General features: G+C 70.8%; 15 protein-coding genes and 1 pseudogene. 8 read left to right on the top strand and 8 right to left on the bottom strand.

What is annotated here, in order from left to right; genetic code table 11:
- The first annotated feature begins 40 nt into the window (after positions 1-40).
- Positions 41-934, top strand: a complete 894-nt coding sequence (locus FY030_RS11610; protein WP_192498584.1) for a universal stress protein — start codon at positions 41-43, stop codon at positions 932-934.
- A 52-nt stretch (positions 935-986) separates the two neighbouring features.
- Here FY030_RS11610 and FY030_RS11605 read toward each other — a convergent pair whose 3' ends face one another.
- Genes FY030_RS11605 through FY030_RS11595 form a run of 3 tightly spaced genes read right to left on the bottom strand, consistent with a single transcriptional unit; the run spans position 987 to position 3030 of the window.
- Positions 987-1688 (bottom strand): type 1 glutamine amidotransferase, encoded by a 702-nt coding sequence (locus FY030_RS11605; RefSeq protein ID WP_158061645.1) that lies wholly within the window; start codon positions 1686-1688, stop codon positions 987-989.
- A gap of 50 nt (positions 1689-1738) precedes the next feature.
- The gene (locus FY030_RS11600; protein WP_158061644.1) at positions 1739-2122 is read right to left on the bottom strand and encodes a VOC family protein; all 384 of its coding nucleotides are present in this window, start codon (positions 2120-2122) and stop codon (positions 1739-1741) included.
- 2 nt (positions 2123-2124) lie between these two features.
- Positions 2125-3030 (bottom strand): helix-turn-helix domain-containing protein, encoded by a 906-nt coding sequence (locus FY030_RS11595; RefSeq protein WP_238348255.1) that lies wholly within the window; start codon positions 3028-3030, stop codon positions 2125-2127.
- 189 nt (positions 3031-3219) lie between these two features.
- Between FY030_RS11595 and FY030_RS11590 the strand changes: the two genes are divergently transcribed.
- Positions 3220-3540 (top strand): putative quinol monooxygenase, encoded by a 321-nt coding sequence (locus FY030_RS11590; protein WP_158061643.1) that lies wholly within the window; start codon positions 3220-3222, stop codon positions 3538-3540.
- Between the two features lie 10 nt (positions 3541-3550).
- Here the strand turns inward: FY030_RS11590 and FY030_RS11585 are convergent, their stop codons facing one another.
- Entirely contained in the window at positions 3551-5617 is a 2067-nt protein-coding gene (locus FY030_RS11585) for a hypothetical protein (protein WP_158061642.1), read from the bottom strand.
- Between the two features lie 198 nt (positions 5618-5815).
- On the bottom strand, positions 5816-7273 hold the full coding sequence (locus FY030_RS11580) for a sodium/glutamate symporter (RefSeq protein WP_158061641.1): 1458 nt from the start codon (positions 7271-7273) through the stop codon (positions 5816-5818).
- A 149-nt stretch (positions 7274-7422) separates the two neighbouring features.
- Between FY030_RS11580 and FY030_RS17360 the strand changes: the two are divergent.
- The 4 genes and pseudogenes from FY030_RS17360 to FY030_RS11560 all read left to right on the top strand — a co-directional run bounded on the left by FY030_RS17360 (position 7423) and on the right by FY030_RS11560 (position 11785).
- Positions 7423-8579, top strand: a pseudogene (locus FY030_RS17360) (2-keto-3-deoxygluconate permease).
- A 4-nt stretch (positions 8580-8583) separates the two neighbouring features.
- On the top strand, positions 8584-9864 hold the full coding sequence (locus tag FY030_RS11570; protein ID WP_158061640.1) for a four-carbon acid sugar kinase family protein: 1281 nt from the start codon (positions 8584-8586) through the stop codon (positions 9862-9864).
- 1 nt (position 9865) lies between these two features.
- Entirely contained in the window at positions 9866-10897 is a 1032-nt protein-coding gene (gene pdxA / locus FY030_RS11565; protein WP_158061639.1) for a 4-hydroxythreonine-4-phosphate dehydrogenase PdxA, read from the top strand.
- A gap of 81 nt (positions 10898-10978) precedes the next feature.
- Positions 10979-11785, top strand: a complete 807-nt coding sequence (locus FY030_RS11560) for a GntR family transcriptional regulator (RefSeq protein ID WP_192498583.1) — start codon at positions 10979-10981, stop codon at positions 11783-11785.
- On the opposite strand, the gene FY030_RS16415 is transcribed toward FY030_RS11560, so the two are convergent.
- The gene (locus FY030_RS16415; RefSeq protein WP_192498582.1) at positions 11786-11938 is read right to left on the bottom strand and encodes a hypothetical protein; all 153 of its coding nucleotides are present in this window, start codon (positions 11936-11938) and stop codon (positions 11786-11788) included. It lies immediately after the preceding gene.
- Positions 11939-12074: 136 nt separating this feature from the next.
- Here FY030_RS16415 and FY030_RS11550 point away from each other — a divergent pair, with 136 nt between their 5' ends.
- Positions 12075-13763, top strand: a complete 1689-nt coding sequence (locus tag FY030_RS11550) for an ABC-F family ATP-binding cassette domain-containing protein (protein ID WP_158061636.1) — start codon at positions 12075-12077, stop codon at positions 13761-13763.
- 60 nt (positions 13764-13823) lie between these two features.
- Here FY030_RS11550 and FY030_RS11545 read toward each other — a convergent pair whose 3' ends face one another.
- Complete coding sequence (locus tag FY030_RS11545; protein ID WP_158061635.1) at positions 13824-14294, bottom strand: PPOX class F420-dependent oxidoreductase; 471 nt, start codon at positions 14292-14294, stop codon at positions 13824-13826.
- A gap of 338 nt (positions 14295-14632) precedes the next feature.
- On the opposite strand from FY030_RS11545, the gene FY030_RS11540 reads away from it, so the two are divergent.
- Positions 14633-14989 (top strand): hypothetical protein, encoded by a 357-nt coding sequence (locus FY030_RS11540; RefSeq protein ID WP_158061634.1) that lies wholly within the window; start codon positions 14633-14635, stop codon positions 14987-14989.
- 48 nt (positions 14990-15037) lie between these two features.
- On the opposite strand, the gene FY030_RS11535 is transcribed toward FY030_RS11540, so the two are convergent.
- Positions 15038-16090 (bottom strand): LacI family DNA-binding transcriptional regulator, encoded by a 1053-nt coding sequence (locus tag FY030_RS11535; protein WP_158061633.1) that lies wholly within the window; start codon positions 16088-16090, stop codon positions 15038-15040.
- Positions 16091-16164 lie beyond the last annotated feature (74 nt).

Raw genomic sequence — 16164 nt, 5'->3', positions numbered from 1 at the left:
GATAGGATGGGTCTACGGATCCCACATGGAGGTGGTCACGGTGACACGCAGGCTCACGAGCCCGATCGTCGTGGGGGTGGCCGGCGCCGGCCAGGGGGATCGCGCGCTGCTCTGGGCGGCCCGGACCGCGGCGCGCACGGGGACCTCCCTGGTGGTCGTGCACGCGAGCGAGCCGGAGGCGGTGGCCGCCCGGATGGCCGGGGCCGAGATCATGGCGGTGAGCGTCGTCCTGGAGGCCGAGGAGGAGATGCTGCGCGAGCTGCAGGAGCGGGTCGCGACACTGGCCCAGGAGCTGGAGATCTCCGCCCGCGTCGACGCGGTCCGGGGCAGCCCGGTCTCGGCGCTGCTGGCGCACCAGGACGAGGCGGCCGTCATCGTGGTGGGGACCGATGCCAAGGGGGCGATCGAGGAGTTCATCCTGGGCAGCACCTCGCTGGGGGTCGCCGCGCATGCCCAATGCCCGGTGGTGGTCATCAACCCCGGTGTCGACCTCGACGCCCTGGAGCATGGCCGCATCGGGGTTGCGGTGGACGGCAGCGCCGACAGCCGCAGGGCCGTCCGGGCCGCCATGGCGCTCGCCGAGCTGACCGGCGCCAGGGTCACTGCGGTCAACACCTGGTATCTCGAGATCGTCAACGGCTTCGTCCTCACCGAGCCGGGCTCGCGGGAGTGGGCGCAGCTGGAGGCGGACCGGCGCGCGCTCGTCGAGGAGGTCCTCGCCCCGGTGCGGGACACCTACCCCGGCGTCGAGGTGGACGTGGAGGTCGCCCGTGGTCCGGTGGTGATGACTCTGCGCGACCTTGCTGAGCAGTGGGACGTCCTGGTCGTCGGCAGTCGCGGGCTGGGCGGGCTGCGCGGACGTCTGCTCGGGTCGGTCAGCCAGCGGATGATGCGCACCGCGCCCTGCCCGGTGCTGGTGGTCCGCGCCGGCTGACGGGTCGAGGCGGCGGGTCGGCCTGCGGCGGGTCGAGGTGGCAGCTCGCCGCTCAGACGCCGACGAGGGCCGCGAACCGGGTGGCCAGCGGCTCCCAGGCCCGGTGCAGCTGGTCCTGCTGGGCCTGCAGCTCACGGGTCGCCTGGTGGGAGGTGGCCTCGGCCGGGTCGCGCGCCCAGCCGCCCACGATCGTGGCGTTCACCTCGGGGTGGAACTGCACGCCCCAGGCCCGGGGGCCGAACCGGGCCGCCTGCACGGAGCCGTCCGGCGCATGGCCCAGGCTGGTCACCCCGTCGGGCAGCCGGGCGGCGATGTCGTTGTTGTGGTGCAGGACCGGTGTGCCGCCTGCCAGGACGCCGGTGAGCAGGTCGGTAGTGCCGTAGGAGGTGGGGCGCCAGGGACGCAGGCCGATGGTGGGTCCGCCCGGGTTGACGGTCACCTCCCCGCCCAACGCGACCGTCGCCAGCTGGTGCCCAAGGCAGATCCCCAGGAAGGGGGAGCCGGCGGCGACGGTGGCGACGATGAGCCCCATGGTCGGGACCATCCAACGCTGGTCGGCTCCGTCGTTGGCGCCCATCCGGCCACCCATGACGATGAGCCCGGCATGGTCCCCGAGGGTGACCGGCAGGGCCCGCCCCTCCTGCACCGCCAGGACGTCGCAGTCGACCCCTGCACGGTCCAGCCAGGTCCCGAACATCCCGAGGGGGCAGACGTCCTCGGGTTGGACCACGAGGATGCGTGGACGCTGCGTCATGGCCGGATCTTAGCCCTGCTTCCCGGCTGCCACGGGCCGGCCCCGCGGTGTCACTCGCCGGGGTAGGTGCCCATCGACCAGACGTTGCCCTCCGGGTCCCGGACGGCGGCCGCACGGCCGCCGTAGTCCTGGTCCTCCGGCTCCCGCAGCACGCTGGCGCCGGCCGCGACCGCGCGCTCGAAGATCTCGTCGCAGTCCTCGCAGACGAGATAGGCCGCGGCCGTGCCCGGCTGCACGGGCCAGTCGGGGCGGTCGACGAAGGTGGAGCACATCACGCCGCCGCCCCGGGGCCAGACCAGCTCGGCGTGGACCACGGTGCGGGGGTCCGCGTCGTCGCGGTAGACCGCCCGCTCCTGGAAACCGACTGCCCTCAGCCAGCCCATCATCACCTCGGCGTCGCGGAACGCCATGCTGCACCACATACCTACGCTCATCGTCAGTGTCCTTCCGTCTTGGGTGCTCGACGCGGGTGGTCCGCGCCGTCAGCGCCATCGTCGTCGCCGGCCACGGGGGAGTCTTGAACGTATGGGAACTCCTCCCGCAGCCACCGGGCCGGGGAGCAGCCGGCCAGCTCGACCCACTCCCGGGTCAGGTGGGCCTGGTCGGCATAGCCGGTGTCCGCGGCCACCTCGGCCAGGCTCGGGCGCCCGGCGCGGGCGAGCGTCAGCAACAGCTGGTGCGCGGTCTGGAACCGGGCGACCCGCTGGTAGACCTTCGGGGACAGCCCGAGCTCGGCGCTGACCTGGGTCGTCAGGTGGCGGCGGCTCCAGCCGACCTCGGCCGCCACGGCGGCAACGCTCTGCCCGCTGGCGAGCCGGGACAGGGCCTGGGCGACCTCGCTCCTGGGTCGAGCTGCGGGCCGCTGCGCCATGGCGCCGACGAGGGCGTCCTGGACCAGCCTGAGCCGGTCGGACCAGTCAGCGGTGTCGTGCAGCTGCTCGGGGAGGTGACGGAGCTGGCGGTCGGTCGCTCCGGGCGGGTCAAGCTCGTCCAGCTGCAGCAGGGCAGCACCGAGGGCGGCAGCGGGCATGCCGAGCAGCGCCCGGGCCCCGGCGGGGGTGAGAGCGAGCTGCACGCCGCTCTGGTGGCCGTCGTGACGGATCGCCGCCGGCGCGGCGTGCAGCCCGGAGACGACCGACCAGCGACGTGCCCGGGATGAACCCTCCGCCCAGCTGACGTCAATGGGTTCATCGACCGGCAGGACGAGGGTGAGCGAGGTCGAGGGCAGCCCGCGGTGCACTCCCGGTGGGCCCATGGCCACGTCATACGCCACCAGCGAGGTGACGAAGGGCGCAAGGGCCGGGTGCACCGGCGAGGTGCGGTAGGGCTGCTGCCCGCTCACCGTGCCAGAGTACGGCGTTCAGCCACACGGCGGTGCTTGGTGCCGGCAAAGAGCGCCCCACCTGCGCCTGCTTCGGCCGGGTGGAAGTCGCGCGGGGCCAGACTGGCGGGTGGCGCCCGGACGGGCCAGGAGACTCGACCCGGCGGGCTGCCTTGACGGGGGTGCAGGAGCCTGTGGAGGATGCCGGTCATGTACCTGATCGTCGTGAAGTTCCCCGTCAAGCCCGAGTCGGCCGACCGCTGGATAGACATCGTGGCCGACTACACGTCCGCCTGCCGCGCCGAGGAGGGCAACATCTTCTTCGAGTGGTCGCGCAGCGTGGAGGACCCGAACGAGTTCGTCCTCGTCGAGGCGTTCACCGACGAGGGTGCTGCCGCGCACGTGCAAAGCCCCCACTTCCAGCAGGGCATCGACGCCATGCGCCCGCACATCACCAGCACTCCCAAGATCGTCTCTCGCCAGGTGGACGGGGACGGCTGGGAGGAGATGGGCGAGCTGAAGATGGACTAGGTCGCCGACGTCAGCCGGTGCCGTCGGCGCGGACGCGGAAGTCGATGCCGCGCACCGTGCCGTGGCCCGTGGGGTTCGTGACGTCGGGCACGGTGATGTCCCCGAGGTCGAGCTGCCACATGCCCAAGGTGCCGAAGTCGTCCAGCCGCGTGACTAGGTCAGGGCTCTTCTGGGTGGGGGCGGCCTCGCGCACTACCGCCCTGACGGAGTCGGCCCGGTGGACGACCTTGTCTGTGAGGCCGCCGAGTAGCCGCTTGCCGAGGGTGCGCCCCTTGGGCGGCAGCGGCTGGGGGTTGAGCGAGACCTTGTCGACGAGGCCGCCGGCGCGACCGAGCAGGCGGTTGCGCAGCGCGGGCTCCTTGGGCGGCAGCGGTTGGGGGTTGAGCGAGACCTTGTCCCCGGCGCGCCCGCCGACCACGATGATGGAGCGGTCCTCGCCTTGGCGGACGCCGGAGACCACGCCCGCCTCCTCCAGCGTGCGCAGGCTGACGGTCCGGTGCGAGCCGTCGGCCTGGACAACGGTGGCGTGCACGGCCTCCGAGGCCAGCGGCCCGACCAGGTCACGCGCTGGCTTGACCGTCACCCGGCCGCTCCAGTTCACCGGCTCGACCGCGCGGACCGTGCCGCCGCGCCATACCCAGTCCTTCGCCAGCTGGCAGCTGACGCTCAGCGGGGTGTCCGTCTCCACGTCCTCGACGCGGTAGCGACGGCGGGACCAGCCGCCCTCGTCGTCGTCCCACCACATCATCGTGGTGCGCCCGGACGGCATACCGGAGGCGTTGGTGCACCGGACCTCGAACTGCACTGGGCCGAGCCGGAAGAGGTCCATCAGGTCCTCATAGGCCACGCGGCTCCCGAGGGTCTGCGTCAGCTGGGCCGCCCCAAGGCTCTGGGGTGCGACCTCGGGCGGCGGGACGGGGGCGGGGCCGGTGGAGTCCCAGACGCTGGCCTGCGAGAACGGGCGTTGCACCTGCAGGGTGGCCGCGGTCGCCAGCGGGGCACGGGCTGCGGTGTCCGCCACGACGGCCTGCGCGACGGCGTCGGGGGTCGAGGACGACGCGGCCGTGAGTTGCTTCAGCGGCTGCATGCGCACCCTGGCCCACGTGCTCGGGTCGGTGGCGGCGGCGCTCCCGGACAGGCTGGTGCGCAGGGTGCGCAGGGTGTCGTCCGCGAGGTAGGAGGAGACGAGCCGGTCCAGCATGGCCGCCGTTGTGCGGCCCATGGGGGCGCCACTGTCGGCGCGCCAGGCGATCTCGCCCTCGATGACGCCGCTGCGGTCGGGGCGGCGGCTGACGAGCAGGAGGGCCTGGGTGTCGGTCGGCGCGCCGGCGGAGCGCAGCTGGGCGGCAGCGTCCGGTATGCCGTAGGCGGCGCCGAGCTGGCGGGCCAGGCTGGCCGGGTCACCGGCCAGCAGCTCCTGGTAGGCGTAGCCGTTGGCAGCCAGGGACGCGAGCTGGTCGTTGATCGGCCCGAGTTGGGCGTTCGCCTGGCCGGGCAGGTCCAGACCGTCCAGCATCTGTTGAGCGGTGCCTTCGATGCTGAAGTTGGCGAGGGCAGCCGCGGTGCGGGTCACGGCCATGACGATGTCGCCGGGCAGGTTCTGGGCGTCGATGCGCTGGAGCAGGATGCGCAGGTCCTCCACCGCGGTCACCCGCAGCGGCGCCAGGGCCGGCGGCACCGCCAGGACGACCGTAACCATCACCCCGAAGTCGACCGAGAAGCGCGGGTCGGCGTACTTGCCCAGGGCGGTGGGGGTGGTGGACGTGGCGATGATGGTGCAGCGGTCCGAGACGATCGTGAGCGCCAGCGACCCTGCACCGCGACGTTGGACCGAACGGGTCCAGTCCTGCGCGATGCGCACGTCGATGTCGTAGAGGCTGATGCCCTTGGCCAGCTCCCGCCCCCGCAGGCCCTTGATCAGCTGGGTGACCTGCCCGGTGACCTTCGCCCACGTGGAGGCGGTCAGGTCGTCCAGGAGGCCGCCCTGGTCGCGCTCCAGCCGGACCAGCTTGCCGGCGTCGACGTGCGCGTGCAGCAGCGTGCCGTCGGTGGGGATGTCGATGGTGAGGTCGGCCATCGGTGCGCCTCCTGCGGGAGGACGCGGCGCCGCGGGTGGTGTCGCGCCGGCGGGCTGGTGCGGCCCGCGTGAAACCAGGATAGGACCGCTGACAGCCCGGGCGCTAGAGGCTTTTCCGCCACCGGTGGCGCAGCACCGGGCCGCCCTCATGTTGGGGGCTAGGCCGTGAGGGGGTGCTGACGCGCACGTCCATACGGCTCAGGTGGTCACTGCGGACGTGCCTTCGCCAGTCTCGGCGCGCTCGGCCCTCGCGCGAGGGCCGTAGTAGAACAGTCCTACACCCACGGCAATGACGAGGAGGACGAGCATCGCGAAGAACAGCGGCCAGATGCCGGTGAGGAAGATGATCGGCACCGCCAGCGCGGTGACCATGCCGCCGCCGAAGAAGGGCTCGAAGACCAGCTGTTTGTAGCCGAAGGCTTCGAAGGCAGGGCTCTTCGCCTCGGGGTCGGTGATGCGCATGAGGATCAGGCCGGTGGCGGTGACGCCCATCGACTGACCGAAGTCGCCGATGCCCCGCTCGAACCAGTAGCGTCCGATGATCCGCGGAGCCAGCCACAGGAAGAGGGCCACGTTGACGCCGACGCCGGCGATTGCCAGCAGGGCGAAGGCGCCGATGTTGGCACCGATGGCGGTGAGCGAGAGGGTGCCGATGGCGGCGATGATGAGGAAGTCCAGGGCCCAGCCCTGGATCCGCAGCATCATCTGGTGGTCGATGATGTGGTCCACCTTGAGCGCTTGCGCCACCGCCTGCAGGATCACGCCGCCGATGAGGGCGAGCGGGAAGAGCGGGACGTAGGCGAAGATCTCCAGCGGCGTGTTGTCCTCGAGCATCACCGACGCGTAGGTCCGTGCCTCGATCCATCGCAGCGCCTCCAGGATGGCCCAGCCGATGAGGATCGCCACGGCCACCAGGGCCATGTGCAAGGACAGCGGCTCGACCGAGGCGGGACGGGAGGTCATCGTCGCGGCGGGGTAGTGCTCGTCCTTGCGGAACAGGCCCTTCTGCTCGTCGACGGACGTCTTGACGTCCCCCTTGAGCAGCTCGGTCCGGCCCGTGCGCACGCCCCAGTTGATCAGGGCGATGCCGATGACGATGCCGCCGACGATGCCGATCGTGGCCAGCCCGACAGCCAGGTCCGCGCCCTCGCCGAAGCCGAGGTCCTCCATCACCCCGCGCATGCCGGCCGCCGTGCCGTGGCCGCCCTCGAAGCCCATCTCGATCAGCGCGCCCGTCATCGGGCTGGCGCTCAGGACCGGGACCAGGATGAGGGCGGCGAGCAGGAGCCCCACGACATACTGGCTGGATCCCAGGGCAACACCCAGGGAGAGCTGCGGTCCGACGAGCCGTGCCGCGCGCTTGGGACTGGGCAGGTCCTGGCCCAGGAACATCGTGGCGAACACCACGCTGATGAGCAGCCCGGGCAGCGCCGCCCAGACCGTGAGCATCTCCTCGGTGAAGATGCCACCCTCGGACAGGCCCGGGACCAGCTGGCCGAGGACCTGCGGGCCCAGCAGCAGCAGGAGGGCGCCCCCGATGATCGAGCTGGGCAGGAACAGACGCTGCACCCAGCCCGTCTTGACCCGGATCACTTTCCCGATGAGCAGGAAGAACCCCAGGATCAGGAGTGCGAAGCCGATCTGGCCTGGAGACATACCGATCACCTCTGTCCGGAGTGCTTGCCGGGATTCTGGCATAGGTCAGGCCCCAGTCGGAAGGTCGTGGTCAGCGACCGAAGACCGAGACCGGCCATGAGGACAACCTGTCCATACAGGCGGTCTTGACAATTCAGGGGCGCCCCGTCATGGTGTTCCCTGAACTCATGGTGCGTACAGGGTGTTCGTGCCAATCGCCGTCAGGAGTGCTGATGTCAAAGACGCCAGAAGACCCGCGCGAGTCGCCTGCCGACCTCGGCACCGATCCGACCTCCACCCCGGAGAAACAGGACCGCGAGATCCTCCCCTTCTATCAGTGGATGGACAAGGTCCCGGGTGGGCTCATGCTCATCCCCCTGATCTTGGGCAGCATCGTCGGCACGTGGGGTGTCGGGTTCCTCGAACTGGGCTCTTTCACCACCGCCCTTTTCGCCAACAGCGCCCTTCCGCTCATCGCGCTCCTGATCTTCGCCACGGGAACGCAGGTCAGTGTCAGGACCAGTGGTCCGGTTCTCGCGACCGCCGGGGTCGTCCTGCTGATGAAGTCCATCATCCCGGCCTCCCTCGTCATCGCCCTCGGTTGGGTCGTCGGGCTCGACGGCATCTTTGGCCTGTCGATCCTTGGTCTGCTGGCGATGCTCGACAACTCCAACGGTGGCCTGTGGCTCGCCTTCACCGGACGCTACGGGGACAAGCGTGACCGGGGGCCTATATCGCCTCGGCCCTGAATGACGGGCCGTTCTTCTCGCTGCTCTTCCTCGGCGCGTCCGGTCTCGGCTCCATCCCGTTCTGGGCACTGCTGGGGGCCGTCATCCCCTTCATCCTGGGCATGATCGTCGGCAACCTGAACCCGCACTGGCGTGAGGTCGTCAAGCCAACCGCGGCCATCGTGATCCCCTTCTTCGCCTTCGCCCTCGGCACTGGGATCGACCTGGGTGCCGTCGTCAAGGGCGGGGCCACCGGGATCGCGGCGGCCCTCGTTCTGGCTCCGTTCACTGGGTTCCTGGTCTACCTTGGCTACCGGTTCCTGCTGCGACGGGGCTATCGGTCTGGCCTGGGCTTCGCCGCAGGCACGACCGCCGGCAACGCCATCGCCACGCCCGCCGTGGTGGGGGCAGCCGACCCGGCCTTCGCACCCTATGTCGAGACCGCCACAGCTCAGGTCGCTGCCGCCGTCCTCGTCAGCGCCATCGTGGCACCCCTGCTGGCCTCCTGGGCGCTGAAGCGGGAAGGTGGGCTGCTCTCTGAGGAGGAGATCGCCCGTCTCGACGAGATGGACCTTGGGGTCAGCGAGCCGAAGCTCTAGGCGCATGGCCAACGACCCATCGAGCGCCAGCAGGCGGATCGCCGTCATCGCCGATGACCTCACCGGAGCCACGGACAGCGTCGTGCAGTTCCGTGAGGCTGGGTGGACGGCATACCTGCTGCTGACAGACGAGGAGCCGGTCCAGGAGGACGCCAGCGGCGTCGTCGCGACCTCCCGCTCCCTGGACACCCGCGCCCTGACAAGCGATCAGGCGGCCGAGAGCACCAGACTGGCCGTGTCCGAGCAGCTGTCGGCCGGGACAGACAGGCTGTACGTCAAGATCGACTCCACGATGCGAGGCAGCGTGGCCGGTCAGGTGGCTGGTGCGCTCGCGGCGTGGTCCGAGACGCACCCTGACGCGGTCGCCGTGATCTGCCCGGCCTACCCGCAGATGGGCAGGGTCGTAGCGGGTGGCTCGATGCTGGTCAACGGGACGCCCCTGGACCAGTCGGCAGCCAGTTTCGACCCGGTCACCCCGGTCAGCAGCGCCGTGCTCGCCGAGCTGGTCCCCGGTGCGGAGTCCGTACCCAATGGTGGAACGGCGACCGATCTGGGGGAGGCACTCAGGACAGCGGCTCAATCCTCAGACCGGTTGGTCGTCGACGCCGAGACCGACGACGACCTGAGGCGGCTAGCCGAGGCGGTGGAGATCCTGGGTCCTCGAGCCATCTGCGTGGGTTCCGCCGGCTGGGCTCGCTATCTTGCCGAGGTATGGCGTCCAGCTGGGTCGCCGGACCCTACCAGTGCAGAGCCGGAGGCCATCAGCGGCACAGTCGTCGTCTCCGCCAGCACCCTCAACGAAGTGTCCTTCGACCAGATCTCCCACCTACGGACAGTTCTCGGCGAGCGGCACGAGCAGCACGAGTTCAGGGTGGACCAGCTCCAAGACCCCGCCGGTATGCGGCACCTGGGGAGAAGCATCGCCAACCGGCAGCCGGAGGTCGTCATCCTCCAGCCGAGCCCAGCTCGAGTGGAGGGCGTCGATGCCGCCGAAGCCGCTCGCGCGATAGCCCGTGGCCTGGCCGCGGCCATCGGCGGTATGACCGCGACCGGCGGCATTGACGCCCTTGTCCTGGTCGGCGGCGACGGGGCCGAGGCTGCGTTGCGCGAACTGGGCGCCACCGCCGTCCGCATTGACCGGCAGGCAAGCGAAGGCGTGCCGCTCGGACATATCGTCGGCGGACCGGCGGCTGGCTTGCCGGTCGTCACCAAGGCCGGAGGCTTCGGGTCCACCACCACGCTCACAGACGTCATCGGTGCCATGCGGCACCCCGAGGAGGATTGACATGTCCACACCAGTACTTGCCCTCACCATGGGCGATGCCGCAGGCATCGGCCCCGAGATCACCGCCAAGACGATGCTCCTGCACCCCGAGTTGCGCGAGCAGGCCACCGTCATCGTCATCGGAGACGCGGATGCGATGCGCGGGGGAGCCTCCAACGCCGGTCTTGACCCGGCCACGGTGCGGGTCATCGCCGAGCCGGCTGAGGCCACGAACGATCCCAACACCATCGAGGTGCTCCAGACGGGCCAGTCGCTGAAGCATGTGCCGCTCGGCGAGATCCATCCCGATGCCGGGGACGGCTCCTACCGCTACGTCGTCGAGGCGTGCACGCTGGCGAAGGCGGGCGAGATCGACGGCATTGTCACCGCACCACTCAACAAGGCGGCCATGCACGCTGGGGGACACATGTACCCGGGGCATACCGAGCTGCTTGCCGAGCAGTTCGGCGTCGAGAACTTCTCGCTCGTCCTGTCGGCCGGGGACCTCTACCTTTTTCACCTCACCACCCACGTCTCGCTCCGACAAGCCATTGAGGACCTCACCCGGGAGCGGACGGACAACGTCATCGAGCTGGTCGCTGCCTTCTCCCGGGCCATGGGCAAGCCGGACGAGGCCATCGCGGTGACCGGCCTCAATCCGCACGCCGGGGAGAACAGGTTGTTCGGCGACGAGGACGCGGACATTCTCCAGCCTGCCGTGGAGGCCGCCCGGGAGCGTGGACTGAACGTCCACGGTCCCTTGCCCGCCGACGCCGTGATCCCGCAAGCAGTCAAGGGGAAGTGGAACATGCTGGTCGTGTGCTACCACGACCAGGGCCACGCGCCGTTCAAGGCGGTCTACGGGGATGACGGGGTGAACATCACGGTTGGTCTGCCCGTTGTCCGCGTCTCCGTCGATCACGGGACCGCCTTCGACATCGCGGGCCAGGGGATCGCCCGTGAGGCGAGCCTCGTGCTCGCGGCCGAGCGCGCCGCAAAGCTGTCGCTGGGTTGGGGCGAGGTGTGGGAGGCGGCACAGGCCAAGGCAAGATAGGGCCGATCACCCTGTCGGCAGACTGACGAAACGAGGGAAGTGCCCGTGCGGACGCCTACCCCACGCCGGCCCTACCTGCACGTGGCCGTCAGCGACTCGCTCAGGGCCCGGATTAGCAATCGCGAGATCCCACCCGGTGCGATCCTGCCGAGCGAGATGGAGCTCACCACCGAGTTCGGCGTTTCGCGCTCCGTGGTCCGGCAGGCGCTGCGCACCTTGGCCGACGAAGGGCTCATCCAGGTCTCTCCGGGGCGCGGTGCTGTGGTCGCGACGCATGCGGAATGGCACCGCGACGCCCAGCGCACAGCCGGTCTGTCCACCCAGATGCGGGCGCTCAAGGCCCGGGTCAACACGCGGGTCCTTTCGTATGCCGTGCGCAGTGGCGGTGCGGAGGCGACCCGGCTGGGCTGCAAGGACGTGCTCGTCCTCGAACGCCTTCGCTACCTCGACGGCGAACCCGTGGCCTACATCCGGACCTGGCTGCCAGGTTGGGTCGCCGAGAAGGTGACGAGCGGCGACCTTGAGGACGCCTCGCTGCATATGCGGCTGCACGAGCACGCCGGGGTGGATGTCCACGGCGGCCCCCGACAGATCCATGCCGTCGGGGTCACCGGCGAGATGGCTGAACGGCTCGCCGTTCCCACCGGTTCGCCCGTGCTTCAGCTCACCGGGGAGAGCCTCGATCAAGACGGGAAGCCGGTGGAGATCTTCTCCACCTGGCACCGATCGGACCGGATCGCGCTCGACATCACCATCATCGACCCGGTTGTCGCCACGCCAGAGGGCTCGGACACCTTGAGCGCCTCCGCAGGTGGGGCCTTGGCGCAAGCGGAGAGATCACTGCGGGACGCCCTTCGCGCGATTCGCAAAGCGGCGACCGAGAACTAGTCAGTCCCGTGGGGGGTCGACCTCCGTGACGTCGACGGACCCGATGCCCAGCCCTGTCAGCCACGTCGGCAGGCGGGACCCGCGTCCCGTGGCGTCGACGGCCAGGTCGGCGTCATGGGCCGCCTCCTCGGCCGGGCCGCGATACAGCAGCACGTGCGGCTGGCGCCCCTGCGATACCCCCGGTCGGGGCTCAGGCTCCGACGGAAGCACGTCCCGCTCGATGACCGTGACGGAGCGCCGGTCGCCGGCGCAGGTAGGTCTCCGACGGACGGGCTGGGAGGATGGCCCGGTGACCGCGACGATCCAGGCCCGCGACGTGGCTGCCGGACATGGGGCCACCCTCTTGTTCTCCGGACTTGACCTCGTCGTTGCGCCGGGTGACGTCGTGGGGCTGGTCGGCCCCAATGGCGCCGGGAAGTCCACCCTCCTCCACGTCCTGGCGGGCCGCCGTCCCCCGGAGGCGGGGGAGGTGATCGTCTCACCCAGGACCGCGCACCTCGGGCTGCTGACCCAGGAGGCGGACGCGCTCGAGGGCGAGACGATCCGGCACTCGCTGGCCCGCCGCACGGGCGTCGCCGAGGCGGAGGCGCGGATGGACGCCGCCGCCCAGCAGCTGGGGGACCACCCGGAAGACGAGGCGAGCGGCACGGCATACTCCACCGCTCTGGAGGCCTGGCTCGCGCTCGGGGGCGCTGACCTCGACGAGCGGGCCGAGCAGGTCGCGGCCCGTCTGGGCCTGGCCGTCGACCTGGACCGGGAGGTGCGGACACTCTCCGGCGGGCAGGCGGCGCGGGTCGGACTGGCGGGGCTGCTCCTGTCGCGCTACGACGGCTACCTGCTCGACGAGCCGACCAACGACCTCGACGCGGCGGGCCTGGACCTGCTGGAGGAGTTCGTGCACGGGCTGGAGGCGCCCGTCGTGCTCGTCAGCCACGACCGCGCCTTCCTGTCGGCGACGGTGACCACGGTGGTCGAGATCGACCGCAGCCTGCAGCGGGTGGTGGCCTACGGCGGCGGCTACGACGCCTACCTGGAGGAGCGCTCGATCACCCGCCGGCACGCGCGGGAGGCCTACGAGGAGTATGCCGAGCGCCGCCGCGGTCTGGAGTCACGCGCCCGGATGCAGCGCGAGTGGATGAGCAAGGGGGTGCGCAACGCCAACAAGAAGTCCGCGCGGCGCCAGGAGAAGGACAAGTTCATCCGGGCCCACCAGGTCGCCACCTCAGAGAAGCAGGCGGCCAAGGCGCATCAGACCGAACGGATGATCGAGCGGCTGGACGTCGTCGAGGAGCCGCGCAAGGAGTGGTCGCTGCAGTTCTCGATCGCGCAGGCGCCCCGGTCGGGTGACGTCGTCGCGGTGGCGCGGGGTGCCGTGGTGCGCCGGTCGGGACCGACGGGGTCGTTCACGCTCGGGCCGGTGGACCTGCAGCTCGATCTCGGTGACCGGGTGGCGATCACCGGGCCGAACGGGTCGGGCAAGACCACACTGCTGGCCCTGCTCACGGGGCAGGTTGCACCGGACGAAGGGGCGGTGTCGCTCGGCTCACGGGTCGTCGTGGGGGAGGTGGACCAGGCGCGGCGTCTGCTGGACGCCGCCGACGAGACGCCGCTGGCGCGGGTTTTCGCCCTGGAGCTGCCGGAGTGGACCGATGCCGACCGGCGCACGCTGCTGGCGAAGTTCGGCCTCACCGGCGGGCACGTCGGGCGGTCGGCGTCGACGCTGTCGCCGGGGGAGCGGACGCGTGCGGCGCTGGCGCTGCTGCAGGCGCGCGGGGTGAACCTGCTCGTCCTGGACGAACCGACCAACCACCTCGACCTGCCGGCGATCGAGCAGTTGGAGCAGGCGCTGGAGGCCTTCGACGGCACGTTGCTAGTGGTGACGCATGACCGGCGGATGCTGGAGACGGTGCGGCTGACGCGCCGGTGGGAGGTCGACGCCGGAACGGTGGCCGAGGTGCTGCCCGGAGCGGGTGGCTGAGGATCCCCTGCGGTCTGGCCGAGTGAGAAGTGTCAGAGGACGAGCGGTCAGCTAGGGCGCTCAGCCATCCACTGCCAACTTCGCGGGGAAACCGCCCGTCGCGACGGGCGACCAGCGGGTGGGCGTGATGCGCAGCAGGGACTTGCCCTGCTTCACCATGGCCTGGCGGTACTCGTCCCAGTCCGAGTGCTCCCCGGCCACCGCCCGGAAGTAGTCGACCAGGGGCTCGACCGACTCGGGGCAGTCGATGACCTCGCACTCACCGTCCACCTGCACCCACGCATCCCCGAAGTCGTCGGAGAGCACGAGGACGCTCACCGTCGGGTCCCGCCGCGCGTTGGCGGTCTTGGCCCGCTCGGGGTAGGTCGAGATGACGATCCGGCCCTCGTCGTCCACGCCACCGGTGACCGGCGACGCCTGCGGTCGGCCGTCCTGTCTGGTGGTGATGAGCACGAGGTTGTGGCGCGGCCGGACGAAGTCCAGCATCTGGTCGCGGTCGACATCGGTGGTGGTCGCGATGGTCCTGAGCATGGGCCCAGTCTGCACGGTATGTGCGTGCTCCGCCTGTGCCGCCCCGGGCAAGGCCGTGGGGCCGACGCACCGCCGTCCACCGACTGGCGGAGGTCCACCGCCTGCGCGACCAACACACCCTGCCCCGCGTTGCGTACGTGCCGGGCAGGCACGACCCGGCGGCAGCCGGGCCGACATCCCTCGGCCGAGCATGCCGGTGCCGTAGGTTGCGGGTCAGGGAGATTCCCCCGTCGATGGTAGGAGAGATGATGCCGACCGACCGGAGCAGCGACGTTCCCGCGGGCCCTTCCCAGAGCGGTGAACCGCCCGCCAGCCACCAGGAGGCGGAGGCTCTGGGTGTGCGCAAGCACCCTCACGGCGACGCGAAGCGGTGGCTCGAGCACAACCTGGGGGAGGAGCAGGGACCGGTGTCCGGTGTCGCCCGGCAGCAGGAAGGGGACCAGGCGGTCGCAGCACCACGGTCGGGCGACCCGGCCGAGGACAACCTGGTCCAGCTCCCCGCAGGCGCCACGTTCGGCTCCGGGCACGAGCCGTCACCGCAGGAGCGGCAGGAGCTGCTGCGGTTCGCGGCGGCTGCCGATGCCGAGCTGGGCGGGCGCGAAGAGGGTGCGGCTGACAGAGTCCGCTCCGAGAAGGGCGGCACCGGGTGCAGTCGGACCAGGATGCCGGGGAGTAGACAGCATCCTGGGGCGTGACCCCGTCATGCCGCTGTGAACACCGCTCCCCGAGGGTGATGACGCCGCTCAGGCGGGCGGGCGCAGCACTGAGTCCGCCCGCGGCGGGGCGGTCGAACCCCGCACGACCAGCTCGTGGGCGGCCCGCCGAGATCGGCGGCGGGTGGCAGGGGGGGCCAGCGCGAGCTTGAGCGCCTGGCGTCCCATCTCGGACATCGGCAGCCGGATCGTGGTCAGACCAGGCGCGAGGTCACCGGCGACGGCTACGTCGTCGAAGCCGGTGACGGAGATCTGCTCCGGCACCATCACCCCCCGTGAGCGCAGCACCGAGAGGACGCCGATCGCCATATCGTCGTTCATCCCGATGACCGCCGTGACGTCCGGAGCCACCGTGAGCAGCTCGGTGATCGCCTGCTTGCCCCCCTCCCGGGTGAACGGCGCCTCGACCAGCGGCGTGGCGTCCAGCGACAGCCCGGCCGTCGCGAGCGCCCCGTCGATGCCGACCAGGCGGTCGGCGACGGTGGTCAGCTGCCGCGAGCCGGACACCACCCCGATCCGCCGGTGGCCCAGTCCCAGCAGGTGCTCCGCGATGGTGGTCCCACCCTCGCGGTTGTCCGGCTGGACCGTGTCGGCGCGCAGCGAGTGCCGCCCGATCACGGCAACCCGGCCCCCTCCCTCCTGGTAGCGCTTCAGGGACTGCACGACCCCGGCCTCCTTCGCGGGGTCGACGAAGCCTGAGCCCGCCACGATGATCGCGCCAACCTGGTTGGCGATGAGCGTCCGGACCTGGGCCAGCTCGGCCTCGGGGTCCCGACCGCTGTGGCAGATCTGCACGGTCAGCCCGCGGGTCGAGGCCACGCTCAGGACGCCACTGGCGATCTCGGAGAAGTAGGGGTCCCCGATCTCGTGCACCACCAGGCCCACCACCGAGCTCGGGCTGCCGGCCAGCGACCGGGCGTGCACGTTCGCGACATACCCGAGATCCGCGGCAATCTGCCGCACACGCTGGGCCAGCTGCGCGCTCACCCCCGGTGAGCCGGACATCGCCCGGGAGGCTGTCGCGATCGAGATCCCGGCTTCCTGCGCCACGTCCTTGAGGCGCGGGTTGCGCGTGTGCACCATAAATTCTCCCCGCATCGTCGCTCGGCTCTTGCCTCATCTTAGGTCAGCCCCTATTGTCTACGGAAGCGGTTACG

Source organism: Ornithinimicrobium pratense, from assembly GCF_008843165.1.
GTDB classification, from domain to species: Bacteria; Actinomycetota; Actinomycetes; order Actinomycetales; family Dermatophilaceae; genus Ornithinicoccus; species Ornithinicoccus pratensis.
Note: the sequence above shows the minus strand (reverse complement) of the source record. Positions and strands in the feature narration are given on the sequence as shown.